General features: G+C 68.5%; 29 protein-coding genes and 1 riboswitch. Of the genes, 19 read left to right on the plus strand and 10 right to left on the minus strand.

Features of this window, described 5'->3' with window-relative positions:
* Positions 1-44 precede the first annotated feature (44 nt).
* The 4 genes from metK to ABE85_RS19640 all read left to right on the plus strand — a co-directional run bounded on the left by metK (position 45) and on the right by ABE85_RS19640 (position 4697).
* A complete protein-coding gene (gene metK / locus ABE85_RS19625) occupies positions 45-1223 on the plus strand; it encodes a methionine adenosyltransferase (RefSeq protein ID WP_067278519.1) in 1179 nt (392 codons plus the stop codon).
* A 111-nt stretch (positions 1224-1334) separates the two neighbouring features.
* A complete protein-coding gene (locus ABE85_RS19630) occupies positions 1335-2420 on the plus strand; it encodes a diguanylate cyclase domain-containing protein (RefSeq protein ID WP_409072554.1) in 1086 nt (361 codons plus the stop codon).
* 86 nt (positions 2421-2506) lie between these two features.
* On the plus strand, positions 2507-3529 hold the full coding sequence (locus tag ABE85_RS19635; RefSeq protein WP_067278526.1) for a diguanylate cyclase: 1023 nt from the start codon (positions 2507-2509) through the stop codon (positions 3527-3529).
* Positions 3530-3599: 70 nt separating this feature from the next.
* Complete coding sequence (locus tag ABE85_RS19640) at positions 3600-4697, plus strand: DNA glycosylase AlkZ-like family protein (RefSeq protein WP_067278529.1); 1098 nt, start codon at positions 3600-3602, stop codon at positions 4695-4697.
* A gap of 6 nt (positions 4698-4703) precedes the next feature.
* On the opposite strand, the gene ABE85_RS19645 is transcribed toward ABE85_RS19640, so the two are convergent.
* Positions 4704-5732 (minus strand): aldo/keto reductase, encoded by a 1029-nt coding sequence (locus ABE85_RS19645; RefSeq protein ID WP_409072555.1) that lies wholly within the window; start codon positions 5730-5732, stop codon positions 4704-4706.
* A gap of 189 nt (positions 5733-5921) precedes the next feature.
* On the opposite strand from ABE85_RS19645, the gene ABE85_RS28535 reads away from it, so the two are divergent.
* Positions 5922-6863: an AraC family transcriptional regulator gene (locus ABE85_RS28535; protein WP_067278533.1), complete on the plus strand. Its 942-nt coding sequence runs from the start codon at positions 5922-5924 to the stop codon at positions 6861-6863.
* A gap of 8 nt (positions 6864-6871) precedes the next feature.
* The gene (locus ABE85_RS19655) at positions 6872-7813 is read left to right on the plus strand and encodes an AraC family transcriptional regulator (protein WP_231993139.1); all 942 of its coding nucleotides are present in this window, start codon (positions 6872-6874) and stop codon (positions 7811-7813) included.
* A 57-nt stretch (positions 7814-7870) separates the two neighbouring features.
* Here ABE85_RS19655 and ABE85_RS19660 read toward each other — a convergent pair whose 3' ends face one another.
* Together ABE85_RS19660 and ABE85_RS19665 are read right to left on the minus strand one after the other, a co-directional pair.
* The gene (locus ABE85_RS19660) at positions 7871-8497 is read right to left on the minus strand and encodes a hypothetical protein (RefSeq protein WP_157522661.1); all 627 of its coding nucleotides are present in this window, start codon (positions 8495-8497) and stop codon (positions 7871-7873) included.
* A gap of 201 nt (positions 8498-8698) precedes the next feature.
* Positions 8699-9538 (minus strand): SDR family NAD(P)-dependent oxidoreductase, encoded by an 840-nt coding sequence (locus ABE85_RS19665; protein WP_067278539.1) that lies wholly within the window; start codon positions 9536-9538, stop codon positions 8699-8701.
* A 559-nt stretch (positions 9539-10097) separates the two neighbouring features.
* Between ABE85_RS19665 and ABE85_RS28080 the strand changes: the two genes are divergently transcribed.
* From ABE85_RS28080 to ABE85_RS19680, 4 genes are all read left to right on the plus strand, one after another.
* Positions 10098-10268, plus strand: a complete 171-nt coding sequence (locus tag ABE85_RS28080) for a hypothetical protein (RefSeq protein WP_197507081.1) — start codon at positions 10098-10100, stop codon at positions 10266-10268.
* An 85-nt stretch (positions 10269-10353) separates the two neighbouring features.
* Positions 10354-10611 carry a translation initiation factor IF-1 gene (gene infA / locus ABE85_RS19670; RefSeq protein ID WP_067278543.1) on the plus strand — a complete coding sequence of 86 codons (258 nt, stop codon included), beginning with the start codon at positions 10354-10356 and terminating at the stop codon, positions 10609-10611.
* A gap of 61 nt (positions 10612-10672) precedes the next feature.
* On the plus strand, positions 10673-10882 hold the full coding sequence (locus tag ABE85_RS19675; RefSeq protein WP_067278546.1) for an oxidoreductase-like domain-containing protein: 210 nt from the start codon (positions 10673-10675) through the stop codon (positions 10880-10882).
* Between the two features lie 236 nt (positions 10883-11118).
* A complete protein-coding gene (locus tag ABE85_RS19680) occupies positions 11119-11601 on the plus strand; it encodes a hypothetical protein (RefSeq protein ID WP_067278549.1) in 483 nt (160 codons plus the stop codon).
* Here ABE85_RS19680 and ABE85_RS19685 read toward each other — a convergent pair.
* Positions 11529-12320, minus strand: a complete 792-nt coding sequence (locus ABE85_RS19685; RefSeq protein ID WP_067278553.1) for an HAD-IIB family hydrolase — start codon at positions 12318-12320, stop codon at positions 11529-11531. The genes ABE85_RS19680 and ABE85_RS19685 overlap by 73 nt on opposite strands.
* A gap of 70 nt (positions 12321-12390) precedes the next feature.
* A riboswitch (S-adenosyl-L-homocysteine riboswitch) is annotated at positions 12391-12489 on the plus strand.
* A gap of 102 nt (positions 12490-12591) precedes the next feature.
* Here ABE85_RS19685 and ahcY point away from each other — a divergent pair.
* The 4 genes from ahcY to ABE85_RS19705 all read left to right on the plus strand — a co-directional run bounded on the left by ahcY (position 12592) and on the right by ABE85_RS19705 (position 16386).
* Entirely contained in the window at positions 12592-14025 is a 1434-nt protein-coding gene (gene ahcY, locus ABE85_RS19690) for an adenosylhomocysteinase (RefSeq protein WP_067278556.1), read from the plus strand.
* A gap of 22 nt (positions 14026-14047) precedes the next feature.
* A complete protein-coding gene (locus tag ABE85_RS19695) occupies positions 14048-14779 on the plus strand; it encodes a TlyA family RNA methyltransferase (RefSeq protein ID WP_067278559.1) in 732 nt (243 codons plus the stop codon).
* Positions 14776-15615, plus strand: a complete 840-nt coding sequence (gene metF, locus ABE85_RS19700; RefSeq protein WP_067278563.1) for a methylenetetrahydrofolate reductase [NAD(P)H] — start codon at positions 14776-14778, stop codon at positions 15613-15615. The genes ABE85_RS19695 and metF overlap by 4 nt, the downstream gene beginning before the upstream one ends.
* Before the next feature lie 129 nt (positions 15616-15744).
* Positions 15745-16386, plus strand: a complete 642-nt coding sequence (locus ABE85_RS19705) for an OmpW family protein (RefSeq protein WP_067278566.1) — start codon at positions 15745-15747, stop codon at positions 16384-16386.
* A 20-nt stretch (positions 16387-16406) separates the two neighbouring features.
* Here ABE85_RS19705 and pepQ read toward each other — a convergent pair whose 3' ends face one another.
* Together pepQ and ABE85_RS19715 are read right to left on the minus strand one after the other, a co-directional pair.
* On the minus strand, positions 16407-17741 hold the full coding sequence (gene pepQ, locus ABE85_RS19710) for a Xaa-Pro dipeptidase (RefSeq protein WP_067278569.1): 1335 nt from the start codon (positions 17739-17741) through the stop codon (positions 16407-16409).
* Positions 17742-17761: 20 nt separating this feature from the next.
* On the minus strand, positions 17762-18355 hold the full coding sequence (locus ABE85_RS19715; protein ID WP_067283175.1) for a 5-formyltetrahydrofolate cyclo-ligase: 594 nt from the start codon (positions 18353-18355) through the stop codon (positions 17762-17764).
* Between the two features lie 100 nt (positions 18356-18455).
* Here ABE85_RS19715 and ABE85_RS27085 point away from each other — a divergent pair, with 100 nt between their 5' ends.
* The gene (locus ABE85_RS27085) at positions 18456-19013 is read left to right on the plus strand and encodes a TfoX/Sxy family protein (protein ID WP_082938776.1); all 558 of its coding nucleotides are present in this window, start codon (positions 18456-18458) and stop codon (positions 19011-19013) included.
* Here ABE85_RS27085 and ABE85_RS19725 read toward each other — a convergent pair.
* Entirely contained in the window at positions 18958-19317 is a 360-nt protein-coding gene (locus ABE85_RS19725) for a DUF2917 domain-containing protein (protein WP_067278575.1), read from the minus strand. The genes ABE85_RS27085 and ABE85_RS19725 overlap by 56 nt on opposite strands.
* A 126-nt stretch (positions 19318-19443) precedes the next feature.
* On the opposite strand from ABE85_RS19725, the gene ABE85_RS19730 reads away from it, so the two are divergent.
* Entirely contained in the window at positions 19444-20427 is a 984-nt protein-coding gene (locus tag ABE85_RS19730; protein ID WP_067278578.1) for a LysR family transcriptional regulator, read from the plus strand.
* A 74-nt stretch (positions 20428-20501) separates the two neighbouring features.
* On the opposite strand, the gene ABE85_RS19735 is transcribed toward ABE85_RS19730, so the two are convergent.
* Positions 20502-21119 (minus strand): 5-formyltetrahydrofolate cyclo-ligase, encoded by a 618-nt coding sequence (locus tag ABE85_RS19735; protein WP_082938778.1) that lies wholly within the window; start codon positions 21117-21119, stop codon positions 20502-20504.
* An 11-nt stretch (positions 21120-21130) separates the two neighbouring features.
* Here ABE85_RS19735 and ABE85_RS19740 point away from each other — a divergent pair, with 11 nt between their 5' ends.
* Both ABE85_RS19740 and ABE85_RS19745 read left to right on the plus strand, forming a co-directional pair.
* On the plus strand, positions 21131-23221 hold the full coding sequence (locus tag ABE85_RS19740; RefSeq protein ID WP_082938779.1) for a lytic transglycosylase domain-containing protein: 2091 nt from the start codon (positions 21131-21133) through the stop codon (positions 23219-23221).
* A 52-nt stretch (positions 23222-23273) separates the two neighbouring features.
* On the plus strand, positions 23274-23975 hold the full coding sequence (locus ABE85_RS19745; protein WP_067278583.1) for a glutathione S-transferase: 702 nt from the start codon (positions 23274-23276) through the stop codon (positions 23973-23975).
* Positions 23976-24044: 69 nt separating this feature from the next.
* Here ABE85_RS19745 and ABE85_RS19750 read toward each other — a convergent pair whose 3' ends face one another.
* Positions 24045-24320: a hypothetical protein gene (locus ABE85_RS19750; RefSeq protein ID WP_067278587.1), complete on the minus strand. Its 276-nt coding sequence runs from the start codon at positions 24318-24320 to the stop codon at positions 24045-24047.
* 145 nt (positions 24321-24465) lie between these two features.
* Here ABE85_RS19750 and ABE85_RS19755 point away from each other — a divergent pair, with 145 nt between their 5' ends.
* The gene (locus tag ABE85_RS19755) at positions 24466-25722 is read left to right on the plus strand and encodes a multifunctional CCA addition/repair protein (protein WP_231993140.1); all 1257 of its coding nucleotides are present in this window, start codon (positions 24466-24468) and stop codon (positions 25720-25722) included.
* 14 nt (positions 25723-25736) lie between these two features.
* On the opposite strand, the gene ABE85_RS19760 is transcribed toward ABE85_RS19755, so the two are convergent.
* Complete coding sequence (locus tag ABE85_RS19760) at positions 25737-26918, minus strand: histidine kinase (protein ID WP_197507082.1); 1182 nt, start codon at positions 26916-26918, stop codon at positions 25737-25739.
* Between the last annotated feature and the right edge of the window lie 56 nt (positions 26919-26974).

Below are 26974 nucleotides of genomic sequence, written 5' to 3' on the forward strand. Positions count from 1 at the left end.
ACGCCAGAAGGCAATGCCCGAAGACTGAATCACAGGAGTTTAAATTGGCGAGCGATTTCCTCTTCACCTCGGAATCCGTGTCCGAAGGCCACCCCGACAAGGTGGCGGACCAGATCTCGGACGCGATCCTCGACGCGGTGCTGGCGCAGGATCCGCGCTCCCGCGTGGCCGCCGAGACCCTCTGCAACACCGGTTTGGTGGTGCTGGCCGGCGAGATCACGACGAACGCCCACGTCGATTACATCCAGGTCGCCCGCGACACGATCAAGCGCATCGGCTACGACAACACCGAGTACGGCATCGACTACAAGGGTTGCGCCGTGCTCGTCGCGTACGACAAGCAGAGCAACGACATCGCCCAGGGCGTCGACCAGGCATCCGACGACCACCTCAACACCGGCGCCGGCGACCAGGGCCTGATGTTCGGCTATGCCTGCGATGAGACGCCGGAGCTGATGCCCGCGCCGATCTACTACGCGCACCGCCTCGTCGAGCGCCAGGCGCAGCTGCGCAAGGATGGCCGCCTGCCCTTCCTGCGTCCCGACGCGAAGAGCCAGGTGACGATGCGCTACGTCGACGGCAAGCCGCACAGCATCGACACCGTCGTGCTGTCGACGCAGCATGCGCCGGAGATGTCGCTGGGCGACAAGATGAAGCCCGAGTTCTACGATGCCGTCATCGAGGAGATCATCAAGCCGGTGCTGCCCAAGGAATGGCTGCAGGACACGAAGTACCTGGTCAACCCGACCGGCCGCTTCGTCATCGGCGGCCCGCAGGGCGACTGCGGCCTGACCGGCCGCAAGATCATCGTCGACACCTACGGCGGCGCCTGCCCGCACGGCGGCGGCGCGTTCTCGGGCAAGGATCCGACCAAGGTGGACCGCTCGGCCGCCTACGCCGCCCGCTACGTGGCCAAGAACATCGTCGCCGCCGGCCTGGCCAAGCAGTGCCAGATCCAGGTCGCGTACGCGATCGGCGTCGCCCGTCCGATGAACGTCACGGTCTACACCGAAGGCACCGGCGTCCTGCCCGACGAGCAGATCGCCGCGCTGGTCAACGAGCACTTCGACCTGCGCCCCAAGGGCATCATCCAGATGCTGGACCTGCTGCGCCCGATCTACGGCAAGACGGCGGCGTACGGCCACTTCGGCCGTGAAGAGCCGGAGTTCACCTGGGAACGCACCGACAAAGCGAAGGCGCTGCGGGCTGCGGCGGGGCTGTAATCCCCCTCACTCCAAACCGGTCATTTGCCGCACGCGCGCAAACTTGATCCCCCGACTCAGGGCCGCCTCGCGCGGCCCTTGTCGTTTCAGGAACGCGGGCATCGCGGCAGAATGACAGGCATGCCTGCGCCCATGCCGACCTCGCCGTCCCCGCTGACCATCCTGATCGTCGACGACCAGAACGCGACCCGCGTGGCGCTGACGGCAGAACTCGATCGCGCCGGTCACCGCGTGCTGGAAGCCGACAGCGCCGAATGGGCGCTGGAGCTGTTCCGCCGCTACCGGCCCGACCTGGTGCTGCTGGACATCGAGATGCCGGGCCACGACGGCTACTGGACCTGCCGCGAGATGCGCGCGGCCGAACCCGGCGGCTGGACGCCGATCATCTTCCTCTCCCAGTTCAACCAGGACGAGGACGTCTGGAAGGGCATCGAGGCCGGCGGTGACGACTACCTCGTCAAACCGGCCTCCGCGATGATCCTGCACGCCAAGCTGCGCGCGATGCACCGTCTGGCGCAGATGCGCGCCCGGCTGGTGACGATGTCCGAGGAGCTGCGGGCCGCCAACGCGCAGCTGGAGGAACTCTCCAGCGTCGACGCCATGACCGGCCTGATGAACCGGCGCGCGCTGGACGCGCGGCTGCAGCAGGAACTGGACCTCGCCCGCCGCGACGGCAAGCCGCTGACGCTGATGCTGTGCGACGTCGACCACTTCAAGCGCTACAACGACGCGGCCGGCCACGTCGCCGGCGACGAGTGCCTGCGCCGCATCGGCCGGCTGCTCAAGGAAACCTGCCGCCGCCCGAGCGACTGCGCCGGGCGCTACGGCGGCGAGGAATTCGCGCTGGTCCTGCCCAACACGCCCCGCTCCGGCGCGATGACCTACGCCCGCGCGCTGATGCGCACGGTGGAGCTGGCGGCGATCCCGCACCCGGATTCGCCGACCGGCGCGACGATCACGCTCTCGGGCGGGATCACCACCTGCCTGCCCGACGAGAGCACCAGCGCCGAAGGCCTGATCATCCGGGCCGACGACGCGCTCTACAACGCCAAGTCCACCGGCCGGAACCGCTTCTTCAGCTACGAGATGCAGATGGACACGGCGGAACAGCGCCGCGCGGTGGCGCCGGCGCCGGCGTCCCCTGCATCGGCGGCGTCCGCCACCCCGCCTGCCGCGCCGCCCTCGTCCCCGACTTGAGGCATACCCGAACTGCTTTCGAGGGGACCGGCCCCGCATAATCGGCTCCGGCACATCTTGTTGCCGCCTGTCGACGATGCCCGGCCATGGACGCTTCCGCCTCGCTGCCGCCTGCCTCGCTCCCTCCGCTGCGAATACTCGTCGTGGATGATCAGGCGAGCACGCGCGGGTTCCTCTGCAGCCAGCTGCAGGCGATCGGACACCACACGCTGGAGGCGGACGGCGGCGACAGCGCGCTGGCCCGCTTCGACGGCGACCATCCCGACCTGGTACTCCTCGACGTCGAGATGCCCGACCACGACGGCTACTGGGTCGCCAGCCAGATGCGGGCGCACGAGAACGGCGGCTGGACGCCGATCATCTTCCTCTCCAGCCGCGACCGCGACCAGGACCTCTGGCAGGGCATCGAGTCCGGCGGCGACGACTACCTGGTCAAACCCGTCTCCAACACCGTGCTGCAGGCCAAGCTGCGCGCGATGCAGCGCCTGCGGCGCATGCAGACGCGACTGCAGGAGGTCTCGGACGATCTTCGCCACAGCAACGCGCGGCTGGAGAAGCTGTCCGGCGAGGATCCGCTGACGCGGCTGCTGAACCGGCGCGCCTTCGACGCCCGGCTGGCGCAGGAGATCGCCTGCGCGCGGCGCGACCAGACGCCGCTGACGCTGGTGCTGTGCGACATCGACCACTTCAAGCGCTACAACGACAGCTACGGTCATCTGGCCGGGGACGCCTGCCTGCAGCGGGTCGCGCTGCTGCTGCAGGAGACCTGCCGCCGGCCGCGCGACTGTGCGGCCCGCTACGGCGGCGAGGAGTTCGCGTTGATCCTGCCCGGCACGCCGCGCTCCGGCGCGATGACCTTCGCGCGGGCGGTGATGCGCACGCTGCGCACCTGCAACATGCGGCATCCGGATTCGGTCGAGCCGCACGTCACGCTGTCCGGCGGCATCACCACCTGCGTGCCGGATGCGGACACGACCGTCGAGGGCTTGCTGCGGCGCTCCGACGACGCGCTCTACACGGCGAAGTCGCGCGGCCGCAACCGCTTCTTCAGCTTCGAGATGCAGATGGACACCGTCGAGCAGGCGCCGAGCGGCTTCGCGCCGCTGTGATCCACCCCTGCTGACACATCCGGTGCCGCGCCGGGGTACCGTCAAGGCTTTCGACGACCCCTGCTTCCGAATGCCCGTGATCGACCATGACGCGCTGCGGCGTCACGCCATCGCCCGCACCTTCTTCAAGCCGACGACGCTGCTGCGCGCGATCCAGCGCCTGGGCTTCGTGCAGGCCGACCCGATCCGCGCGCCGGCGCGGGCGCAGGACCTGATCCTGATGCACCGGGTGAAGGACTACCGCGCCGGACAGCTGGAAGCGCGCTACGCCAAGCTGGCCGTGGAGGAGGACGCCCTCGTCAACTACGGCTTCCTGCCGCGCGAGATGCTGGCGCTGCTCCATCCGCGCACCGCGAAACGTCCCTGGGACGAGGCGATGAACGCACGCGCCGCCGAGGTCCTCGCGTTCATCCGCGCACGCGGTCGCACGCATCCGCAGCATGTGCAGCAGGCCTTCAGTCATGGGCGCGTCGAAGGCTACTGGGGCGGCGAGCTCAACGCGAGCACGCAGCTGCTCGACGGCATGCATTACCGCGGCCTGCTGCGCGTGGCGCGGCGCGACTCCGGGACACGGGTCTACGAAGCGATCGAGCATCTGCTGCAGGACGACAGCCCCGAGGCCCGCCACGCGCGGGCGGGCCAGTTGCTCGACATGATCGTGGCGCTCTATGCGCCGCTGCCCTCGCCCAGCCTCGGCTACCTGACCTCGCTGCTCGGCTACGGCGCGCCGCACCTGAGGGTCGAGGCGCGCAATGTGCTGAAGGAAGCGAAGACGCGCTGGGGCCACGCGAAGGTGGACGGCGAGGTCTGGTACTGGCCGGCCGATGAGAACCCCGCGTCGCGCGCCCACAAGGTCGAGCCGGAGCGGCTGCGTTTCCTCGCCCCGTTCGATCCGCTGGTGTGGGACCGCCGCCGCTTCGAGCGGCTGTGGGGCTGGGCCTACCGCTTCGAGGCCTACACGCCGCCGGCCAGGCGCACGATGGGCCACTACGCGCTGCCGATGCTGTGGGGCGATCGCATGATCGGCTGGGCCAACCTGAAGGTCGAGGGCGGGACGCTGGTCCCGGACCTCGGCTTCATCGACAGGCGTCCGCGCGACGCGGCCTTCCGCGCCGCGCTGGACGAGGCGTATTACGGGATGGCCGTGTTCCTCGGACTCGAGGACTGACAGCGATCAGGCGTTGACCAGCGCCATCGACACTTCGGGGTAACGCGCCCCGGCGACCGGGTACTCGTCGAGCAGATCGCGCAGGTCCTCGCGCAGCACGTCGTTGAGCCGCAGGCGCGCGGCCATCGCGTTCTCTTCGAGCCGCGCGATCGAGCGGGTGCCCGGAATCGGCACCACGTCCGGACCGCGGTCCATCAGCCAGGCGAGCGCCAGTTGCGCCGGCGCCAGACCATGGTCGCGGGCCAGCGCGACGATCGCATCGGCCAGCGCGAGGTTCTGCGCGAAGTGGCCGTCCTGGAAGCGCGGATTGACGCGCCGCCAGTCGTTGGCGGCCAGCTGATCGGCGCTGCGGATCGCGCCGGTCAGGAAGCCGCGCCCCAGCGGGCTGTACGGCACCAGCGCGATGCCGAGCTCACGGCACGTCGGCAGCACCTCGGCCTCGACGTCGCGGGTCCACAGCGAGTACTCCGACTGCACCGCCGCGATCGGATGCACCTTGTGGGCGCGGCGGATCGTTTCGGCCGACGCCTCCGACAGCCCGATGTGGCGCACCTTGCCGGAACGCACCAGCGCGGCCATGGCGCCGACGGTCTCCTCGATCGGCACGGACTTGTCGACGCGGTGCAGGTAGTACAGGTCGATGTGGTTGACGCCGAGCCGACGCAGGCTCGCGTCGCACGCCGCGTGCACGTGCAGCGGCCGGCCGTCGACGCCGGCCGAGAGCCCGTCGGCGTTGCGCACGATGCCGAACTTCGTGGCGAGCACCACCTCGCGGCGGCGGTTGGCGAGCAGTCCGGACAGCAGGCGCTCGTTGGCGCCGTTGCCGTACATGTCAGCCGTGTCGAGGAAGTTCATCCCCAGGTCCAGCGCGCGGTGCAGGACGGCCATCGAGGCGCCCTCGTCGGCCGGGCCGTAGAAATCGGACATCCCCATGCAGCCGAGCCCGAGCGCGGAGACCTCCGGCCCGTGCGCGCCGAGCCGGCGGCGCGGCAGCTGGGGCAGGTTGTTGAGCGGTTCCCTGGACATGATGGTCATGGCGGCACTCCTTCAAAAGCGGTGAAAGCGCGACGACCGGACGGCCGCCGCGATGACCGAGAGCTTAGGAATCCGCCCCCCTCCCCCACCAGCGCAATGCTCGCCCGTCCTTGCCCGATCCTCCGGAACCCGGTCCGCCGCGCTCGCGGGCGCTGGCGCCGCGCGCGAGGGACTTGCACAATCCGATGCATGGTCGCACCCACTCCGATTCCCCTCGCCGACGGCTTCCCCGACGCGCTGCAGGCCCTGCGCGCGCAGATGGTGGATCTGACGCTCCGGCACATCGACGGCGAAGGCTCCCGCCCCACCGCCATCCCCTGCCTGCACCTGATCAAGGCCAGCTGCAGCATGCCCAAGACCGCGCCGGCGTTCTACGAGCCCGGCCTGGCCATCGTGCTGCAGGGGCGCAAGAAGGTGGAGCTCGGCACCGAGACCCTGTACTACGACCCGCTGCACTTCCTGCTGGTGTCCATGCCCATGCTGCCCAAGGGCGGCGTCATCGAGGCGACGCCGGACAAGCCCTACCTGTGCGTGCGCATCGACTGCTCGACCGCGACGCTGACGGAGCTGATGCTCGAGGTCGGCCCGGCGAGCACCGACGCGTCGCCGTCGGCGCAGTCGGGGCTGAACGTCGCGCCGGTGTCGGAGTCGCTGCTGAGCGCCGCGCTGCGGCTGATGCAGCTGCTCGACAACCCGTCGGACCAGCGCGTCATGGCGCCGCTGCTGCAGCGGGAGATCTTCTATCGCGTGCTGACGGGTCCGCTCGGTCCGCGGCTGCGCGCGCTGGCGCAGCAGGACAGCGCGACGCGCCGCCTGTCTCGCGCGATCGACGAGCTGAACCGCCGCTTCAGCGAGGCCATCAGCATCGACGAGCTGGCCGAGGTCGCGCACATGAGCGCCTCCACGCTGCATCAGCGCTTCAAGCAGCTGACGAGCATGTCGCCGATGCAGTACCAGAAGCAGCTCCGCTTGCAGCACGCGCGCCGGCTGATGCTCGGCGAAGGGCTGGACGCGGCGGCGGCGGCGCATCAGGTCGGCTACGAGAGCGCCTCGCAGTTCAGCCGCGAGTACCGGCGCCTCTTCGGCACGCCGCCGCGCGCGGACATCGAGCAGCTGCTGCGCGCCGGATGATGCCGGCGATGACGACCTCGATGCCGGACACCGACACCTTGAGCGCGATGCTGTCGCGCCATGCGCCGCGCGAAGGCGTCTGGCCGACGGCCCTGCCCAGGCTGTGGATCATCCGGCTCGACGCGCCGGGCGGCGAACTCGCGCATGCGGTGCAACCGGCCTCGCTGTGCGTGATCGCGCAGGGCGCGAAGGAGGTCCTGCTCGGCGACGAGCGCTATGTCTACGACGCGACGCGCTTCATGGTGTTCACGACCGATCTGCCGGTGAGCGCCCGCGTGACTGAAGCGACGCCGGCGCAGCCCTATCTCTGCCTTCGCCTGGACTTCGATGCGGAGGAGGTGGCGGAGCTGGTGGCGCGCAGCGGACCGCCCAAGGCGCCGGTCGCACCGAGGGAAGGCGGTGAGGGCGACGATCCGGGCCGCGGCCTGTTCGTCAGCGCCGTGACGTCCGAGATGCTCGATGCGTCCGCGCGTCTGATGCGGCTGCTCGACCATCCGGAGGACCAGGCCGCGCTCGCGGCCATGGCGATGCGGGAGCTGGTCTACCGCGTGCTGCGCAGCGACCAGGGCGAGCGCCTCGCGCAGGTCGCGCGCGCCGACAGCCAGACGCAGCGCGTGCACCGCGCGATCCGCTGGTTGAAGGCGCACTACGCGCAGCCGCTTCGCATCGAGTCGCTGGCCAAGGAGGCGCACATGAGCGCGTCCTCGCTGCACCACCACTTCCGCGCGCTGACATCGATGAGCCCGCTGCAGTATCAGAAGCAGTTGCGGCTCCAGGAAGCCCGCCGGCTGCTGATCGCCGAGGGCCTGGAAGTCGCGCGCGCCGGCCACGCGGTCGGATACGAAAGTCCGTCGCAGTTCAGCCGCGAGTACAGCCGCCTCTACGGCGCGCCGCCGTCGCGCGACGCGGCGAAGCGGCGCGACACGCCGGCTGCGCGGTTCACGGCCTGAGCCCCGGAGCATCGGGGCGGTCCGGTCGGCGTCGTCAACGGCGCCGAGCGGCCCCCTTCACTTGTTGAAGCAGTTGCCCATCATCGCGGGCGCGTCCTTCAAGCGGTCGTCGGTCGGGTTCATCGCGGCGACGCGGTTTTCATAAACCCGCGTGCATTTGCTGCCCTGACGGATCACCTTGGAGCCCGAGCCGCTGGTCGACACGCTCGACACGATGGGCAGCGTACCGGCGGCGTCGGCGATCGCCGACTCGACGGTGCGCGACGCGCTGTGCGAGCGCTCGTCGTTGCGGATCTGCTCGGCCATGCGCACCCAGGGATCGGAAGCAGGACCGGCCTTCGGCAGCGCGAGGTTGAGCGTCGTGCGGCCGTTGCCGAGCGGCGCTGAAGCGCCCGAGGCGGGCTGGGCCGCCGCCGTCACGGTCTGAATCGAGGTTGACGGCGAGGGCGCGGTGATGGCCACCTCAGGCGGCGCCACCAGGATGGCCGTCGGCACTCGCGGCATGTCGGGCCGGCGTCGTTCGAGCTCGGGTCGGGGCACAGGCAGCGCCTCGCGACTCATCGGCAACGGCAGTAGCCGCACCTCGGTCAATCGAGGCCCCTCGGCGGTCGTGCGACGCCGCCAGCCATGATCCATCCACAGCATCGACAGGAACACGGCCTGCACCAGCAACGCCGCCCCCAACCCGATCCATCGTCGCCTGCGCGCGGACCCCTCCCAATGCGCCACCGTCATGACGGCGTGCCGCGTTCCTCCATCGCGCCCTCCCCGGCGGACATGTCCCGGGGCGGGATGGTATCCGCCCCCCGTGACCGCTGCCGGAGGTCAGTTCAACTCAACTCAACTCAACTCAACTCGACTCGACTCGACTCGACTCGACGCCCCTCAGACGTCGTCGCGATCGAGCGAGGCCGACAAGCCCGCGTGCGCTTCCACTTCCGCCATCCGCTGACCGAAGGTCTCGCGCGCCATGCCCAGCGCGTCCGACCCCGCCACGAAATGCAGCGGCGGCGACGGCATCGCGGCCAGCTCGATGAAGGCCCGGCCCAGCTTCGCCGGATCGCCGGGCTGCTGGTGGTTGTAGGCCTCGTAGGTGGAGAGCGGCGGCGTGGGCAGCGTCGCGTAATCCGCGATCGACTGCGACCCGTACCGGACCGAACTGGCGTCCAGGAAGTCGGTGCGGAAGAAGCCCGGCTCGACCACCGTCACGCGGATGTTGAAGCCGGCGAGCTCGGGGGCCAGCGACGCGGTGAAGCCGTCGACGGCGAACTTCGTCGCGCAATACACCGTCGCGCCGTCGAAGCCGCGGAAGCCGCCGACCGACGCGATGTTCAGGATGTGCCCGTCGCGCTGGCGGCGCATGACCGGCAGCACCGCGCGGGTGACATGCATCAGGCCGAAGACGTTGGTGGCGAACTGACGTTCGATGTCCGCCGCGCTGATCTCCTCGAAGAGGCCGAGCTGTCCGTAGCCCGCGTTGTTGACCAGCACGTCGATGCGGCCGAAGCGCGCGACGGCCTGTTCGACCGCATGGGCGGCGTCCGCCTCGCGGCTGACGTCCAGCGGGAGGCAGAGGACCGCCTCGCCATGGTCCGCGTAGGCCGTCTTCAGCGCGTCGACGTTGCGGCCGGTGGCGACGACGCGGTCGCCGGCGGCCAGCGCCGCCCGGGCGATCTCGAGACCGAAACCGCGGTTGGCGCCAGTGATGAACCAGATCTTGCTCATGGGATTCCGTCCTTCAGGGGGGTTCAGGGGGTTCAGGGGATCAGGGCCGGACGGCAGCGGGTGCCGGGGCCGGTGGGGGGACGGATGAATCCTAGGAACGGGGCGGCGATCGCACGTGCCCGTTCCGGCGTGGCGCTTGCACGATCCGACAAAGGCGGCACTTGCGCTCCTCCCAACACCCGGGGTCGCGGGAGATGCAGGAATCCGGCGCTTGGGCTACAATCGCCGCTTGACTCGCACAAGACCACCCTCTTCAGGTCTTCTTCTGCAGCCCCTCCGGTCCCTCCCAGGGACACTTCTGCGAGCGGCTCGCACCAGCATCACCCCCCGGTTCGTGCGCTTGAGCGTTTCTGGTTTCGGCCTGCCTGTTCGCCATTCGGCTGATCGGCATCAGAAGCCACTTTCCGTGCCCCTTCTGTTCGTATCATCGAATTGGAGTGGTACACCTTCCCACACCGCGCCAAGACGGTTGCTTATTGCGATTGCCTGTCAAGGCGCACACCTCAAAATAATGATGCATAACAAACGCATTGAGGTGGGGCGATTCCTTGTCTCACCGATGACCAAACCCCATGCCGACGGCGGATTCGCCGCGGCCGTCTCGATCCAGTCGGGACGCGGCATGGCCAGCATTGATCGTGTCATGCGATTCGTGCCGACCTTCGAGACCCGCCGCGCCGCGTTGCGCTATGCGGAGACCGAAGGCACCGCCTGGGCGCGCAGCCACTGAGCCGCGCGCCGCTGATATCCAAGGCGAAGGCCTGCGGCAGACCGCGGCTGGCGCCGTTTTCATCTTCAAGAATGGAGCAAGCCGTATGGCCAAGGAAGAACTGATCGAAATGCAGGGTGTCGTGAACGAAATCCTGCCGGACTCGCGCTTCCGCGTGACGCTGGAAAACGGCCATCAGGTCATCGCCTACACGGGCGGCAAGATGCGCAAGCATCACATCCGCATCCTGGCCGGCGACGCCGTCTCCCTGGAAATGTCGCCGTACGACCTGACCAAGGGCCGGATCACCTTCCGTCACCTGCAGCGTTCGAACCACTCGGGCCCGCCGCCGGTCCGTCGCTGACGCGCCTTGCCGCGGGAGGCTCCGGCCGCCCGCGGGAGCATCGCCAGCCCTGACCGACGCCATGACCGACGTTCAGTCCGATACCGCCGCCGCGCCGGCCTCTCCGGAGGCTGGCGACGATCCGATGCCCGTGCCGCCGCCGCAGCCGGACATCGATGCGTGCTGCGGCAACGGCTGCGACCCGTGCATCTTCGACTTGCACGATCTCGCGATGGACGCGTACCGACAGGCCCTGCGGGCCTGGAAGGTCCGGCATCCCGGGACGCCTTGAGCGTCGACGGCCTGACGATTCTCCGAACCCCACCTGAAGGGCCGCCTCGCGCGGCCCTTTCCTTTTGGCGAAAGCACCACCCCGTCCGCACCCCCGTCCGCCTCCGGAGAGTGTTTTCCTTTCGTGACGTTTTCGGGGACATCCCCCGATTCAGAACCCTCGACCGCTGGCCGACATCAAGGACAGGCGCCGTACTTGCCACAGCGGCGCGGTGATCCCGCCCTCCGGAGGTCTCGATGTTCATGACCGGCCAGAACCATTTCCATGTCGCGCATTCCGACGCGCAGGCCAACTTGCGCTTCGCGCTGGCGCGGTTGAGCACCGATTGGCGGGGCCTCGATCCGTTCGGGCTGGAGATCCTGCTGCGTCATCTGCTGATGGCGGAGCACCGCTGCATGCCCCATCCCAGCGTGATGCGCGAGCGTCCCACCAACCGCTGGCTGCTGCCGCGCCTGCGTCGCCGGCGGATCGAGGTGGCGGAGCGCCTGGTCGCCGTCGGGGGCCGGGTCAGCCATGCGGCGCTGGCCCGCGTGCTGCCGCGCGGGCATGACTGGCCGGGCGTCTCGGCGCTGGTCGGCCGTCATGCGTGGGATCCGGTCGAGGGACGCCAGCCGCGCCCCCACCGCCCGGTCGTCGACGAGCCGAGCTACCCCCGCGCCAGCAGCAGCGCCCGGGCCACTTCCGCGAAGCCGTCGCCGCGCTCGGTCGCGGTGACGTAGGCGGGCGGGTGATCCAGCATCGGCAGGAAACGCGCGATGTTGGCCACCCCCACCGAGAGCGGCATGCGCTCGAACATCAGCTGATCGTTCGTCGAGTCGCCGACATACACCCACTCGACCGGATCGAAGTCCAGGCCCGTCAGCCGCTTCACCGCCCACTGCGCGGCGGTCCACTTGCTGTGATCGCCGATCCAGCCGTTCACGTGGATCGAGCTGACCGTCGCCACCAGCCCGTGCGCGCGCATGCGGTCGCAGACCGCGGCGATCGCGTCGTCGTCCAGCGTCGTGAACTCGCTGTGGTCGACGGCGATGTCGGTCAACCGGCCGGCGCTGTCGCGCGCGAGCATGGCGCCGGGCACGGTCGCGACGATGTCGCGCGCGCAGGCCTGGAGTCGCGCGAAATTCGCCAGACGCGTGTCGTCGTCCTGGGCGAACTCGGTGGCGAGCCCGCCTCCCTCGCGGTGCAGCAATACCCCGCCGTTTTCCGCCACGATCCCCCGGACCGGCCACGCCATGGCGAAGGGCTCGCTCCAACCGGCGGGCCGTCCCGTGATCGCGATGACCGGTACGCCGGCCGCCTGCAGCCGCTGCAGCGCCTCCAGCGCGGCGGGCGCGATGGCGCCCTCCGCCGTCAGCGTGTCGTCGATGTCCGTCAGCACCCCGCGCAGGGGGAGCCAGGCCGCGCGGGGGCAGTCGCTGAGCGGGGGGATCGTTCGCATGGGGGGCGATTGTGGCCCCGGCCACAACGCTGTCATCGAGCGCCGGCTGAACTTGACTACAATCGCGCCCTGTTCCGAGGAGCGTTGCGACCTCCCATCCCATCGAGGCCAGGCTCGGAACCGCCGCGCGGCGACACGTCCGCGGCAATGGCAACCGCGCTCACCCGTCGACCCTTCGCAGGCCGGGTGAGGACCGAGCGGCAAACGCCCTCTCCGCATCTCCCCGCCCCCTGATCGTTGGTGTCGACGGCCCTTCTTCGCAGGAGTCCGCATGAACGCCCAACTGAAGCCGCTGGCCCAAGACCAGTACCTGATCAAAGACCTGTCGCTGGCCGACTGGGGCCGCAAGGAGATCAAGATCGCCGAGAGCGAGATGCCCGCGCTCATGGCCATCCGCGAGGAATACGCCGCCGCGCAGCCGCTCAAGGGCGCGCGCATCACCGGCTCGCTGCACATGACCATCCAGACGGCCGTGCTGGTCGAGACGCTGCAGGCGCTGGGCGCCGAAGTGCGCTGGGCCTCGTGCAACATCTTCTCGACGCAGGACCACGCCGCCGCCGCGCTGGTCGCCGTCGGCACCCCGGTGTTCGCCTACAAGGGCGAGACGCTGGAAGACTACTGGGACTACACCCACCGCATCTTCGACTTCGGCGCCAAGGACACCGCGGGCGAAGGCCCCAACATGATCCTGGACGACGGCGGCGACGCGACGCTGCTGATGCACCTGGGCCAGAAGGCCGAGAAGGACCTGTCCGTGCTGGCCAACCCGGGCAGCGAGGAAGAGCGCATCCTGTTCGCCGCGATCAAGAAGAAGGTCGCCGAGGACGCCACCTGGTACACCCGCAAGAGCGCCGAGATCATCGGCGTCACGGAAGAGACGACCACGGGCGTGCACCGCCTGAAGGAAATGTCGGCCAAGGGCACGCTGCTGTTCCGCGCGATCAACGTCAACGACTCGGTCACCAAGAGCAAGTTCGACAACCTGTACGGCTGCCGCGAGTCGCTGGTGGACGGCATCAAGCGCGCCACCGACGTGATGATCGCCGGCAAGATCGCCGTGATCGCCGGCTACGGCGACGTGGGCAAGGGCTCGGCGCAGGCCATGCGCGCGCTGTCGGCGCAAGTGTGGGTCACCGAGATCGACCCGATCTGCGCACTGCAGGCCGCGATGGAAGGCTTCCGCGTCGTGACGATGGAATACGCCGCCGACAAGGCCGACATCTTCGTCACCACGACCGGCAACAAGGGCGTGATCCGCCATGAGCACATGGCCGCGATGAAGCACAACGCCATCGTCTGCAACATCGGCCACTTCGACAACGAGATCGACATCGCCTCGATCGAGAAGTACGAGTGGGAAGAGATCAAGCCGCAGGTCGACCACGTGATCTTCCCCGACGGCAAGCGCATCATCCTGCTGGCCAAGGGCCGTCTGGTGAACCTGGGCTGCGGCACGGGCCACCCGAGCTACGTGATGTCGTCCAGCTTCGCCAACCAGACGATCGCGCAGATCGAGCTGTTCGCGCACAAGGACGCCTACGCCGTCGGCCAGGTCTACGTGCTGCCCAAGCACCTGGACGAGCACGTCGCCCGCCTGCAGCTGAAGACGCTGAACGCGCAGCTGAGCGAGCTGACGGACGAGCAGGCCGCCTATATCGGCGTGTCGAAGTCGGGCCCGTACAAGCCCGATACCTACCGTTATTGATTGACTGACCCGAGACCCGACCATGCGTGCTGACCAGCTGCTTCTCTCCCTCGGCCTGGCGCCCACGCGCTCGGCTGCCCAGCGGCTGATCGACGCGCGTGCGGTCGAGTGGGAAGGCCCCAAGGGCTGGACCGTCGTGCGCAAGTGCGGCGAGGACCTGACCGAGACAACGCCCCTGCGCGTGACGGACGACGCCGAGCTGCGTTACGTCTCGCGCGGCGGGCTCAAGCTCGAAGGTGCGCTGGCCAAGGTCGGCTTGTCGGTGGCGGGCCTCACGGCGCTGGACATGGGCCAGAGCGCGGGCGGGTTCACCGACGTGCTGCTCAAGGCGGGTGCGACGCACGTGACCGGCATCGATGTCGGCCACAGCCAGCTGCATGAGACCTTGAAGGCGGATCCGCGCGTGACCGCCCATGAAGGCATGCACGTGAAGGACTACGTCCCCGCGGAACCCTTCGATCTGGTCGTGGGCGACCTGAGCTTCATCTCGATGATCGGCACGCTCAAGCACGTGGTCGGCTGGCTCAAGCCGCAAGGCCAGGCGCTGCTGCTGATCAAGCCGCAGTACGAGCTGGGGCCGAAGGCCTTGAACAAGAACGGCATCGTCAAGGACAAGTCGCAATACGTCGTGCTCAAGGAGCAGGCCCTGGCGGCCGCCGAGAAGCGCGACCTCGTCGTCAAGGGCTGGTTCGAAAGCCCCGTGACCGGCGGCGACGGCAACACCGAATTCTTCATCTGGGTTCAGAAACCATGACGACGCCCGTCAGCATCGAATTCTTTCCGCCCAACACACCCGTCGGCACCGAGAAGCTGAAGACCGTCGTGCAGGAGCTGCGCGCGGTGAATCCGCAGTACTTCAGCGTCACCTACGGCGCGGGCGGCTCGACGCGCGAGAAGACGCTGTCGACCGTCGCCGACATCGCCTCATCGGGCTTCGATGCGGCGCCTCACCTGTCCTGCGTGGGCTCGACGCGCGAGAACATCGCCGAGATCCTGGCGACCTACCGCGACCAGAACATCCGGCGCGTCGTCGCGCTGCGCGGCGACCTGCCCAGCGGCACGGCGACGGCGGGCGAGTTCCGCTACGCGGCCGAGCTGGTGCGCTTCATCCGCGAGACGCAAGGCGCGGACTGGGACATCGAGGTCGCCGCCTATCCCGAGTACCACCCGCAGCAGCGCTACGCGGCGCGCGACCTGCAGTTCTTCGCCGACAAGGTGCGCGCCGGCGCCAGCGGCGCGATCACGCAGTTCTTCTACAACCCCGATGCCTACTTCCATTTCGTCGACGCGACGCGGGCGATGGGCGTGGAGGTGCCGATCGTGCCGGGCATCATGCCGATCAACAACTTCGCGCGCATCGCGCAGTTCGCGCAGCGCGACGGCATCGAGATCCCGCGCTGGGTCGCGCTGAAGATGGAAGGCTACATGGACGACGCCGCGTCGGTGCGCGCTTTCGGCCTGGACGTCGTCACGCGGCTGTGCGAGCGGCTGATCGCCGGCGGCGTGCCGGGGCTGCACTTCTACTCGCTCAACCAGAGCGCGCTCACGCTGGCGTTGTGCGAACGCCTCGGCCTCGCGGCCAAAGTTTGACAAGGCGCAAGCGCTCCGCGCCATCACCAGGAACCGCCCGAGTTCACCGCCGTTCCTTGTGAACGGTCAAGGTTCCCGGAGCGCGGCACGCGTTCAATCCCGGTCATCCCATCGACCAGGAGTGACCGCATGTCCCGCACCCGCAACCCCGCCTTCTTCCGACCCTCGATCGCCGTCGGTGTCGCGCTCGCCGCGCTGGCCACCGCGATGGCGCCATCGGCCCACGCGCAGAACAGCCCCTGGGTGGTCCGCGCCCGCGCGGTGAACATCGACCCGGCGGACAAGGACAGGACCGGCCTGGGTCTGTCGCTGAGCCGCAAGACGATCCCCGAGTTCGACTTCAGCTACTTCCTCGCGCCGAACTGGGCCGCCGAACTGATCCTGACGGTGCCGCAGCGCCACACGCTCTACAGCAACGGCACGCGCATCGGCTCGGTGAAGCACCTGCCGCCGACGCTGACGCTGCAGTACCACTTCAATCCGGAAGGCAGCTTCCGCCCGTACGTCGGCGCGGGGCTGAACTACACGAGCTTCTCGGGCGTGCACTTCGATCCAGCGGTACAGGCGGCGCTGGAACCGACCATCAAGAAGCACAGCCTCGGCTTGGCCGCACAGGCCGGCTTCGATGTGATGCTCAACCGGCAGTGGTCGATCAACGTCGACGTAAAGAAGATCCAGATGGACACCGAGGTCCGCTCCAAGGGAACGAGCGTCGGGAAGTTCAAGATCGATCCGCTGCTGGTGGGCGTGGGGGTGGGCTACCGGTTCTGATCAGCCCGGCTCAGATCAACTCAGATCAACGCCGCGAACGCATCCCGCGTCAGGTTCTCCGGCGCGCCCGTCTCGCGGCAGGCGACGTCGTCCTCGATGCGGACACCGCCGAAGGCGCTCAGGTGCTTCACCAGCGCCCAGTCCACGTTGGCCGCCGCGGGCGTCGCGCGCAGCTTGTCCAGCAGCATCGGGATGAAGTACAGCCCCGGCTCGATCGTCACGACCATGCCGGGTTGCAGCACGCGCGTCAGGCGCAGGTACGGATGACCGTCCGGTTTGGCGATCGTGCCGCCGTCCTCACCGGCCATGAAGCCGCCGATGTCGTGGACCTGCAGGCCCAGCAGATGGCCGATGCCGTGCGGCAGGAAGGTCGAGGTCACGCCTTGCGCGAGCATCGCCTCCTCGTCCATCTTCACGATGCCCAGCTGGCGCAACACGCCGGCGGTCTCGCGGTGCGAGGCCAGGTGGATGTCGCGGTAGTCGACACCGGCGCGCACGCGATCGACCAGCCGCAACTGGGCCGCTTCCATCGCATCGATCAGCGCCTGGAACGACGCGTCGCCGTTGCCGGTCGTGCGCGTGATGTCCGACGCGTAGCCGCAGCTGTGCGCGCCCGCGTCCACCAGCAGCGACAGCGATTGCGCCGGCGCCTGCTGATCCTGGTACTGGTAATGCAGCACCGCAGCGTGCTCGTTGAGCGCGACGATGTTGCCGTAGGGCAGGTCGCGCTCGGCGAAGCCGCATGCGTCCAGATACGCGTTGTGGATGGCCGACTCGGACCGCCCCTCTCCGAACGCGCGCTGCGACGCCAGATGCGCGGTCGCGCCCAGCGCCGATGCCTCGCGCAAACGCAGCAATTCGTAGCCCGTCTTCGCGGCGCGCGCGTAGTGCAGCGGGTTCAGCACCTCAGGCGGGTTGTTCGGGACGATGTCGCCCAGCGCCGCATCCGCTTCGCCGACGATCGCCAGCGTGCCCGGCACCTGCAGGTAGGGCAGCGCCTCCTCCGGCTTGCGGACGACGATCAGCTCGAAGTGGTCGACCCAGAAGCCGCTCGGCGCTTCAGGCGGCACGTGCCAGTAGTCCTCCGGCTGCACGTAGACGAGACGCGGCTTGTGCCCCGGCCGGATCACCAGCCAGCTGTCCGGATGACGGATCAGCGGCACCCACAGCTTGAAGTGCGGGTTGGGCTGAAACACGTAGGGCCGGTCGTCGAGGAAGGCAAACTTCTCGATCCCCGAGGCGATCAGCAGCGCGTCGAAACCGCCGCGCTGCAGCGCGTGTTCGGTGCGGCGCTGCTGCTCCGCGAGGTGAGCTTTGTAGAGCTCGTTCAGGGCGTTGGAATCAACAGGACTCATGGCAGGGCTCGAGGCGGCATTCATGCGCGGGAATTCTCCCAGACGACCCCCATCTCGGTCAGCATCGCGTCGAGTCGCACGTCGTTCGGCTGGGCGGTCAGCGTCGGTTGGAAGCCATGGCTGAAGCCGACGCCGACGACCACCGGCCGAGGCTGGATCTGCGCGATGGTGCGCAGCATGAAGCCGCCGCCGTAACCCATGCGGATGCCGCCCGGCCCGTAGCCGAGGCAAGGCAGCAGCAGCAGTTGCGGATCGAATGCCTCGGTGTCCTTGGGTTTGGTGATGCCGGTGGCGTCCTCTTCCATCGGACAGCCCGGATACCAGACGTGGAAGCGCAGCCGGCCCTCCTCGCGATCGACGACGGGCAGGCCGATGCGGCGGTCGCCGTCGACCTCGCTCCAGCGGTACAACGCCGGCAGCGGATCGAATTCCCCCTTGATCGGCCAGTAGGCGGCGATGCGCTTCTCCTTGCGGCCGACCAGCCACACGCGCAGCACGCTCTGCACGACGTCGGCGAGTTCAAGGCGGCCGGGCAGGTCCAGGCGTTCGCGGATCAGGCGCTCGCGCAGCGCCTGGCGGTCTTCGGAGATCGGCAGCTTGTCGTTCGGATCCATCCAGCCCATTCGCCTTCCCTTGCGGACCCGGCGGGCCCTGGAGCGGACCATTGTGGCCGCCTCGCGGACAGGGCGCCAGCGCTGAACTAGAGTCGGCGTCATGGCACGCACCACGACCACGGGAACCGTCCGCCGCACCACCGGTGCCGGCGCGGACTTCGCGAATCACTGCATGGAGTTGCTGGCGCCGCTCGGGCCGGTGCTGGCGCGGCGGATGTTCGGCGGCTTCGGGCTGTATGTGGACGGCCTGTTCGTGGCCATCATCAGCCGCGACGAGCTCTACCTGAAGGCGGACGCCGCCAGTCAGTCCCGCTACGTGGACGCGGGCTGCGAGCCGTTCCGGTACTCGAAGACCGGCAAGGACGGGCGACAGGACGTCGCCAGCCTGAATTACTTCCGGCCGCCGGAGGAGACGCTCGAATCGCCCGCGCTCATGCTGCCCTGGGGGCGGCTGGCGATGGAGTCGGCCTTGCGCTCCGCCAATGCGAAGCCGAAGGCCAGGACGCCGAAGAAGAGCGCCGGCACCAGCGCCGAGCCGAGCACCGTCACGAAGGAGAAACCGGCCAGGGCGCTGAAGGGGGTCACGACGACGGCTCCAGCGGTCAGGCGTTCGCCAGGCGCTGGCCGAACAGCTGCCCGAAAGAAGGCAGGCGGCTGACCTGACGCGCCAGGCGCGTCGGGCAGGCCTGCGGCGGCACCAGCAGCTGGAAGCGGGCGGTCGGCCAGGCTTCCACCACCAGTTCGGTGCCGTTGGCGACTTCCAGCGTCTCGCCGGCCGACAGCCAGAAGTCCTGCGCCGGCAGGTTCAGGTCGCCGCGCTGGGTCACCCAGACGCGACCGTCGAGCACATGCAGTTCACGGCGGCCCGGGCCGATGGGCAGGCTCATGGCCTCGCCCTGCGACAACGACCACGCGGCGTCGTCGCGGCTGACCTGGATTGATGACTTTTGCATGACATTCATGATCGACTCCTCATCCCCCGGGCGGTCCGCGCACCGGCGGCCTTCCTCGTGGACATGGTGCAATATTAGGGTTGACCCGCAGCCGGGTCCAATGAGTCTTGTCGCGTCGATTGATACCATTCACGCATGAATCCGCCCCGCCATCGCCCGCTCGCCGTCGGTACGCTGCGCGCTTTCGAGGCGGTCGCGCGACGGTTGAGCTTCAGCGCCGCCGCCGAGGAGCTCTACCTGACCCAGTCCGCCATCAGCCGCCAGATCCGGTCGCTGGAGGAGGAACTGGGCGCGACGCTCTTCAAGCGCGGTACGCGCCACGTCGAGCTGGCGCCGGATGGCAAGCTGCTGCTGTCGGCGGTGGAACCGATGCTGGAGCGGCTGGACAGCACGGTGCGGCAGATCCGCTCCACGCGCGGGCGGCGCGTGGTCAACGTGACGACCTTCGCGTCGTTCGCGTCGCTGTGGCTGATCCCCCGGCTGGAGGCCTTCCAGCGCGAGCATCCGGACATGGACATCCGCGTGTCGGCGCTGGACCAGCTCGTCGAGATCGATGACAGCGAGTTCGACGTCGCGCTGCGCTACGCCGCGCCCAACCGCGTGGCGCCGTCGGCGCAGCGGATGTTCGGGGAGATGCTGACGCCGGTGGTGAATCCATGGGTCGCCAAGCAGGCGCAGGAGGGCCAGGGACCGCCGCTGAGCCAGGCGGCCGACCTGCGCCAGTACACGCTGGCCGAGGAGGATGACCAGCGCCCCAGCGGCCTGTTCCTGAGCTGGCGGCGCTGGCTGGCGCTGCATGGCGCGCCGGACCTGCAGCCGCGGCGCTGGATGTACCTGAACTTCACCTACCAGCAGATCCAGGCGGCGGTGTCAGGACAGGCGGTGGCGCTGGCGCGGCTGCCGATGATCTACGAGGCGCTGGAACGCGGCGAGCTGGTCGAGCCTTTCGGCGACGCCGGCCGTACCGATTGCCCGACGGTGTATTGGCTCATGATGTCGGAGCACGGGCGGGCGCGGCCCGAGGTCGTCGAATTCGCGCAGTGGATCAGCGGGCAGGCGGCGATCACGCGTCGTGCGATCGGCGAGCCCGATCCGCCGGTGGATGAGAACTCGGGCTGAGAAGGCCTCTGTACTTCCACCGCCGCTGGCCCTCACCCCCGCCCTCTCCCGCAAGCGGGAGAAGGAGTAAAAGCTCAGGGCGCGATGAGCTCGCGCTCGGTCAGCACGACGGTCAGTGCCTGGTCGTGCGGCTGGACTTCGAAGGCCGCCTCGCAGCAGCTCCACCCCAGCCCGATCGTCGTGACGCCGGGATGCGCCTCGATCCAGCGGTCGAAGTAGCCGCCGCCGTAACCCAGTCTGAAGCCTTCCCGCGTGTAGCCCAGGCATGGGACGAGCAGCACCTCCGGCACCAGCACCGGCCCGGACGAGCTGGGGATGCCGCACTCGTCCTTCACCGTCGGCTCCTGGCCGTCCCAGCGCCGGAACGTCATCGCCGCCGGCCCGTGGTCGCCGGCTTTACGCGCGAAGGGCAGCGCCAATTGCATTTCCCCCCCGAGCTTGTGGGTCGAGGCCCAGGCCGCTGCGTTAAATTCACCCTCCAGGGGCCAATAGAGGCCGAGGGTCAGCGGCTCGAGCTCGCGCAGCAGCGGAAGCAGCTGCTCGCCCAGCTTGTCGGCCGCGAGACGCGCCTCGGCACCGGCCCACCATTCGCGGCGGCGCGCCAGCAAGGCGCGACGCAATTCGCTTCGCTCATGGGGCCAGGTCTTGCCGGTTGTGCCGGCGGCTTCGGGGGCCGTGGGGGAGTCACTCATCGCAGGTCGGCATGAAGTTCGCTCGGATCACTGTAACCGCCCTCGCCTCCGCCACCGTGACCGTCTCGGCCACCGTCGGCGCCCTCGGTCTCCTGTGCCTGACCACGGCGGTCACGGCGCCCTCCGCCCTCGCGCAGTCGAGCACGACCTTCAACGTCGTGCCCAACGCCCTGCCGCCGCTGCCGGACCTGGTCACCGACGCCCGCGAGGCCTGGCGCGTGCGGGACCGCTCCCGCCTGGCCGCGATGCGGCAGGCGGCCTTCGACCAGCAGCATCCGCTCGCCCCCTGGTTCGACTACTGGGAGCTGAACGCCCGGCTGTCGGAAGCCCAGCAGCCCGAGCTCAACGCGTTCTACGCGCGCTGGCCCGGCGCCTACGTCGAAGACCGGCTGCGCAATGACTGGCTGCTGGAGCTGGGCCATCGCCGCGACTGGATCAACTTCCGCCGTGACCACGCCGCCTACAAGATGCAGGACGACCGCGAGGTCGCCTGCTACGCGCTGCTCGCCGACCCGCCGGGACGCGACCTGCGCGACGCCGCGCGCGCCGCCTGGTTCGCGCAGCGCGACGCGGATGAAGGCTGCAACATGCTGGCGGCCACGCTGCATGAGAACGGCCAGTTCAAGGATTCCGACGTCTGGCGCAAGCTGCGCTTCGTCGTCGAGACCAACAAGCCGCGCGCGGTGAAGCAGACCGGGGCGCTGCTGTCCAAGCCCGACCAGGAGGCGCTGGCCGAGCTGATGGACAAGCCGGACCGCTACCTGAAGCGCAAGGCCGCGGCCTCGCCGCGCGCCAAGGCCGAGCTGACGATGCTGGCGCTGATGCGCCTGCTGGCCACCGACTACGACAAGGCGGACGACGACGTGCGCCGCTGGGCGGCCAAGCTGCCCAACGACCTGTCCGCGTGGCTCTGGGCGCAGTACGGCAGACAGGCGGCGCTGCGGCTGAAGGACGAGGCCAACGAGCACTTCGATCGCGCGATGAAGCTGCAGGCCAGGCTCGGCCCGGTGGAATGGAGCGACGACACGGTCAGTTGGATGGCACGCGCCGCGCTGCGCGGCGACGCGGGCGCGAGCCGGCCGGAGCAGCTCATGTCGGCGATCTCGCTGATGAAGCCGTCGGACCAGAAGGACATCACCTGGCAGTATTGGCGCGCGAAGGCGCAGCAGCAGCTGGCGCCGAGCGGCCCGTCCGGCGACGCGCAGCGCCGCGAGACCCAGGAGACGCTGCGTGCGATCGCCTCACCGCTGAGCTTCTACGGCAAGCTGGCCGCCGATGAACTGAAGCTGCGCCTGCCGCTGCCGCCGACACCCGCCGATCTGACGGCGCCGGAGCGCACGCAGGCGCTCGCGAATCCGGGCATCCAGCGCGCGCTCCAGCTGCTGGCCGTGGGCCTGCGCAGCGAAGGCCAGCGCGAATGGAACTTCAGCCTGCGGGGTCTGTCGGATCGCGAGCTGCTGTCGATCGCGCAGGCGGCGTGCGAGCGCGAACTCTGGGAGCGCTGCATCCAGACCAGCGAGCGCACGAGGACCGAGATCGACCTCGCGCAGCGCTTCCCGATGCCCTACCGCGCGGACGTGTTGAAGCAATCGACGGCGGTGGGCCTGGACCCGGCCTATGTCTACGGCCTGATCCGTCAGGAGTCGCGCTTCATGATGGACGCGCGCTCGCATGTCGGCGCCGGCGGCCTGATGCAGGTGATGCCGGCGACCGCGAAGTGGACGGCCAAGAAGCTGGGCGTCGATTTCAAGCCCGACATGCTGCATGACCGCGACACCAACCTGCGCCTGGGCACGGGCTACCTGAAGCTGGTGATGGACAGCTTCGAGGGCTCGCAGGCGATGGCCGCGGCGGCCTACAACGCGGGACCGAACCGGCCGCGCCGCTGGCGTGACGGTCCGCAGCTCGACGCCGCGATCTGGACCGAGAACATCCCCATCTGGGAGACCCGCGACTACGTGCGCAAGGTGCTGTCCAACGCGACCATCTACGCGCAGTTGATGGGCCGCGAGACCGGCACCGTGCTGCGCGACCGGCTGGGCCGCGTCATCGGCCCGGCGGCGGCGTCGGCGCCGGACATCCCGGCCAACGGCACGAACTGACCCCCGGGGCGCCGGCGACGGCGCCCTCCCCCCTTTTCAGAAAGCGTTCCGCATGCAGCTGATCATCGGCAACAAGAACTACTCGTCCTGGTCGATGCGCCCGTGGGTGCTGATGAAGGCGCTGGGCATCGCCTTCCAGGAGCGGATCGTCCGCTTCGACTTCACGCCCGATTCGGCCTTCTATCGCGAGATCGGCGCGGTCACGCCGGCCGGCAAGGTGCCGGTGCTGGTGGACGACGGCCTGGCGGTCTGGGACTCGCTGGCGATCGTGGAGTACCTGGCCGACCGTTTCCCCGACAAGGCGGTCTGGCCACGCGACATGCGCCAGCGCGCGCGGGCTCGCTCCCTCTGCGCGGAGATGCACAGCGGCTTCGGCCAGCTGCGCAGCCACTGCATGATGAACATCGATGCGGACCTTGCGACCGTCGGCGCGCGCCTGCTGCAGACCGAGGCCGGCCTGCGCAAGGACCTCGCCCGCGTGGTGGAACTGTGGTCCGACGCGCTCACGCAGAGCGGCGGCCCCTTCCTGTTCGGCGGGTTCGGCGCGGCGGATGCCTTCTTCGCACCGGTGGTGATGCGGGTGACGCGCTACGGACTGCCGCTGCCGGCACCGCTGAAGGCCTACACAACCGCCGTGGAGGCCGCGCCGGGGGTGCGCGAGTGGATCGCCGACGCGCTGGCGGAGAAGGACTTCCTCGACTTCGAGGAACCCTACCGGGACGTCAGCGGACCGGTGCCGGTGCTGAAGCCCTGAAATGAAAAACCGCCTTCGGTTTCCTGTGCGGGCAGGTGACCGAAAGCGGCGAGGTGGGCCGAAACGAAATCAGTTGTCGCGGCGGCGGCGCACCATGAACCCTGCGGCGAGAAGGCCGCCGAGCATCATGGCTTGGTTCGTGGGCTCGGAAACGAACGAGGGCACGACGGTGTCCGCACCTTCTTGTTCGTTGACATCGGCCAGCTGCGCGGGGGCGGGCTGGCTCTGATGGGTAAAACTGGTTTCAGCGGCGACGTGCACGGAGTTCGTGTCCGGCGCTTGCTGCTCCTGGGCCTGGGCGGCGAGACCAATTCCGCCCAGCAGGAGGAGAAGAACAGACTTCATTCAAGATACTCCCTACTGCTATGCCGGCCTGCCTGACTACAACGTCTCTCTCGGTAGCTGGCCTGCTTGGGCAGGCACTGGTGTGCAGGTGGCATTGGTGAATATACGGATAGATAGCCTAATGGAGGTATCCCCTTTATCAGGGATGCTGCGCCGCAACATGAGTGATCAGATGTATCTCGTTGGCGGGGCCGTCCGGGACGAGCTCCTGGGACTGCCCGTGCAGGATCGCGATTGGGTGGTGGTGGGTGCCACGCCCAAGTCCTTGATCGACAAGGGATTTCTGCCTGTCGGCAAGGATTTTCCCGTCTTCCTGGATCCCATGACCCATGAAGAGGTGGCATTGGCCCGGACGGAACGGAAAACAGCGGCCGGGTACCACGGCTTCCAGTTCCACACGGCCCCCGATGTCACCCTTGAAGAGGACCTCGCCCGCCGGGATCTGACGATCAACGCGATGGCCCAGGCCGCGGACGGGACCATCGTCGACCCGTACGGGGGTCGGCGCGACCTGGAGGGTCGGGTGTTGCGCCACGTCTCGGAGGCCTTCGCCGAGGATCCGGTGCGCATCCTGCGCCTCGCGCGCTTCGCGGCGCGCTTCGGCGACTTCACGGTGGCACCGGAGACGATGGCCCTGATGCGCGCCATGGTCGCCGCCGGCGAGGCCGACGCGCTGGTGGCCGAGCGCGTCTGGCAGGAGGTCGCCCGCGGCCTGATGGAGGCTCACCCGGCGCGGATGATCGAGATCCTGCGGGACAGCGGCGCGCTGGCGCGCATCGCGCCGGAGCTGGAGCGGCTCTTCGGCGTGCCGCAGCCCGAGGCACACCATCCGGAGATCGATACGGGCGTCCACGTGCTGCTGGTGCTGCAGGAATGCGCGCGCGTCGAGGCACCGCTGCCGGTGCGTTACGCCTCACTGTGCCACGACCTCGGCAAGGGGACGACGCCCGAGGAGGAATGGCCGCGGCACCTGAAGCACGAATCCCGCGGCGTCGAGCTGGCGGCGGCGCTGTCGCAACGCTGGCGCGTGCCGTCGGACTGCAAGGAGCTGGCGGAACTGGTCGCGCGTGAGCATACGCATGTGCACCAGAGCCTGGACTTCACCGCCGAGGCGCGGCTGCGCCTGATCGAGCGCTGCGATGCGCCGCGCCGGCCAGAGCGCTTCGCGCAACTGCTGCTGGCCTGCGAGTGCGACGCCCGCGGCCGCACGGGTTTGCACGATCGCCCTTACCCGCAGCGTCAGGCGCTGCTGCACGACCTGCGCGCGGTGCAGTCGGTCGATCAGGCGGCGATCTCTTCAGCCGCACTGGCGGCCGGCAAGAAAGGCCCGGCCATCGGCCAAGCGATCCACGAGGCCCGCAAGGCCGCGCTCAGAGCGTGTGAGACCGATCGCCCACGCTGAACCCCAGGCAAGTCTTACTCCGGGGATACCGCAGCTTCAGTTTGAAGGGCGGCCGTCGAAGCGTCAGCCTGCGACGGCATATCGACGGGATCGATCACCCCTTCCAAATAACTCGAGTAACGCTCATGCAGATGCTTGAGCGCGGCACCCTTGTTGGCCTGGTAGGCCAGCCGTTCCTGAAAGAACTGCATGCGAGCCCGGTTGTCGTCGAGCACCTGACCCCACGTTTTGATGTGGATGGACACGTTGTCGTTCTGATGAACGAGACCGGTCGATGTATTTCGGCCGATCTTGAATTTCCCCACGGGACCGATGTCATCGCTGATCACCCAGAACACCCAGTTCACATCGACGTTGCGAAAGCGTTCGTCAGCGGTCACTGAGGCGGCATAGCACTCGATCTGGGAAATCTCGTCGCGGTCGATCTTGACGGAGGGCGCCTTGAGTTCCACAACGAGATGCGTCAAGTCGTTGGCGCGATAGCGCCGCGTCTGCCTCGACAGCATCAGGTCGACGATGCCGCGCGTCTGGACGACATGCTTGACTGGTGCGTCGATGACGACGTTCTCTCCCAACAGCGCCTTGTGCTTGCGAAGCACTTCGGTCAGCGACATGTCGTCGACGGAAAGATGGAACTCCTCACCGAAGATCCAGGGGTTCTCAGCGAGGATGCGATGCAGTTGGGCACGCTCCTTCAGTCGCTGCTTCGGTCCCTTGTCGAAGAGGATTGCTTCAAGGCCGTTCAGAAACTTGAGCCGTTCGGAGACGACCTTCGCGCCGTTGATGATTGAAGACAGCGAGCCCTCACGCAACAGTTCGGCAAGTTCCTCCTGCTGGCGCACAGGGAGGTTCAAGACCTCGGTCAAGATCAGTTGAAGATCCTCGGGGCCCTTCTCGATCGCCTGTCGGAGCATCCGAAGGTGAAGGGCCTTGCTCCTCGGCGCAGCACCTTCGAAGCCTGGAAGATAGCGGGCGACATTGAGGGCGACGATGTCGAAGACCTGGCGCTCTATGAACTCGAGCTGGGTTGTGGGTTCATCGTCGGGGAACGGATAAATCTTCTCCGCCTTCCAATCGGCGACGAAGCTGCGGGCTTCCTGCGCCGCGATCGCACGCAAGTGGCTCTTGTTCAGATCGAACGCACGACGTCCAGCGATCCTCGACTGAACCTCGATCCGAAATTCTTCTAGCTGCATGACACCTCGCTTCATTCGCTGCTTCGCGCCGGTGTGGCGCATGCGAATGGAGAGGT

This window comes from Mitsuaria sp. 7 (assembly GCF_001653795.1).
Taxonomy (GTDB): Bacteria; Pseudomonadota; Gammaproteobacteria; order Burkholderiales; family Burkholderiaceae_C; genus Roseateles.

What these genes read in the sequence shown, in the direction of transcription:
- ABE85_RS19675 (WP_067278546.1), top strand. Translation starts at nt 10,673, where the DNA reads ATGACCGACGTTCAGTCCGATACCGCCGCCGCGCCGGCCTCTCCGGAG.
- ABE85_RS19645 (WP_409072555.1), bottom strand. Translation starts at nt 5,732, where the DNA reads ATGACCATCATGTCCAGGGAACCGCTCAACAACCTGCCCCAGCTGCCG.
- ABE85_RS19655 (WP_231993139.1), top strand. Translation starts at nt 6,872, where the DNA reads ATGACGACCTCGATGCCGGACACCGACACCTTGAGCGCGATGCTGTCG.
- ABE85_RS19685 (WP_067278553.1), bottom strand. Translation starts at nt 12,320, where the DNA reads ATGCGAACGATCCCCCCGCTCAGCGACTGCCCCCGCGCGGCCTGGCTC.
- ABE85_RS19735 (WP_082938778.1), bottom strand. Translation starts at nt 21,119, where the DNA reads ATGAGTGACTCCCCCACGGCCCCCGAAGCCGCCGGCACAACCGGCAAG.
- ABE85_RS19730 (WP_067278578.1), top strand. Translation starts at nt 19,444, where the DNA reads ATGAATCCGCCCCGCCATCGCCCGCTCGCCGTCGGTACGCTGCGCGCT.
- metF (WP_067278563.1), top strand. Translation starts at nt 14,776, where the DNA reads ATGACGACGCCCGTCAGCATCGAATTCTTTCCGCCCAACACACCCGTC.
- ABE85_RS19665 (WP_067278539.1), bottom strand. Translation starts at nt 9,538, where the DNA reads ATGAGCAAGATCTGGTTCATCACTGGCGCCAACCGCGGTTTCGGTCTC.
- ABE85_RS19725 (WP_067278575.1), bottom strand. Translation starts at nt 19,317, where the DNA reads ATGAATGTCATGCAAAAGTCATCAATCCAGGTCAGCCGCGACGACGCC.
- ABE85_RS28535 (WP_067278533.1), top strand. Translation starts at nt 5,922, where the DNA reads ATGGTCGCACCCACTCCGATTCCCCTCGCCGACGGCTTCCCCGACGCG.
- ABE85_RS19760 (WP_197507082.1), bottom strand. Translation starts at nt 26,918, where the DNA reads ATGCAGCTAGAAGAATTTCGGATCGAGGTTCAGTCGAGGATCGCTGGA.
- ABE85_RS19715 (WP_067283175.1), bottom strand. Translation starts at nt 18,355, where the DNA reads ATGGATCCGAACGACAAGCTGCCGATCTCCGAAGACCGCCAGGCGCTG.
- ABE85_RS19740 (WP_082938779.1), top strand. Translation starts at nt 21,131, where the DNA reads ATGAAGTTCGCTCGGATCACTGTAACCGCCCTCGCCTCCGCCACCGTG.
- ABE85_RS19750 (WP_067278587.1), bottom strand. Translation starts at nt 24,320, where the DNA reads ATGAAGTCTGTTCTTCTCCTCCTGCTGGGCGGAATTGGTCTCGCCGCC.
- ABE85_RS19635 (WP_067278526.1), top strand. Translation starts at nt 2,507, where the DNA reads ATGGACGCTTCCGCCTCGCTGCCGCCTGCCTCGCTCCCTCCGCTGCGA.
- ahcY (WP_067278556.1), top strand. Translation starts at nt 12,592, where the DNA reads ATGAACGCCCAACTGAAGCCGCTGGCCCAAGACCAGTACCTGATCAAA.
- ABE85_RS19630 (WP_409072554.1), top strand. Translation starts at nt 1,335, where the DNA reads ATGACAGGCATGCCTGCGCCCATGCCGACCTCGCCGTCCCCGCTGACC.
- ABE85_RS19745 (WP_067278583.1), top strand. Translation starts at nt 23,274, where the DNA reads ATGCAGCTGATCATCGGCAACAAGAACTACTCGTCCTGGTCGATGCGC.
- ABE85_RS19755 (WP_231993140.1), top strand. Translation starts at nt 24,466, where the DNA reads ATGCTGCGCCGCAACATGAGTGATCAGATGTATCTCGTTGGCGGGGCC.
- ABE85_RS19695 (WP_067278559.1), top strand. Translation starts at nt 14,048, where the DNA reads ATGCGTGCTGACCAGCTGCTTCTCTCCCTCGGCCTGGCGCCCACGCGC.
- ABE85_RS19705 (WP_067278566.1), top strand. Translation starts at nt 15,745, where the DNA reads ATGTCCCGCACCCGCAACCCCGCCTTCTTCCGACCCTCGATCGCCGTC.
- infA (WP_067278543.1), top strand. Translation starts at nt 10,354, where the DNA reads ATGGCCAAGGAAGAACTGATCGAAATGCAGGGTGTCGTGAACGAAATC.
- pepQ (WP_067278569.1), bottom strand. Translation starts at nt 17,741, where the DNA reads ATGAGTCCTGTTGATTCCAACGCCCTGAACGAGCTCTACAAAGCTCAC.
- ABE85_RS27085 (WP_082938776.1), top strand. Translation starts at nt 18,456, where the DNA reads ATGGCACGCACCACGACCACGGGAACCGTCCGCCGCACCACCGGTGCC.
- ABE85_RS19680 (WP_067278549.1), top strand. Translation starts at nt 11,119, where the DNA reads ATGTTCATGACCGGCCAGAACCATTTCCATGTCGCGCATTCCGACGCG.
- ABE85_RS19640 (WP_067278529.1), top strand. Translation starts at nt 3,600, where the DNA reads ATGCCCGTGATCGACCATGACGCGCTGCGGCGTCACGCCATCGCCCGC.
- ABE85_RS28080 (WP_197507081.1), top strand. Translation starts at nt 10,098, where the DNA reads ATGACCAAACCCCATGCCGACGGCGGATTCGCCGCGGCCGTCTCGATC.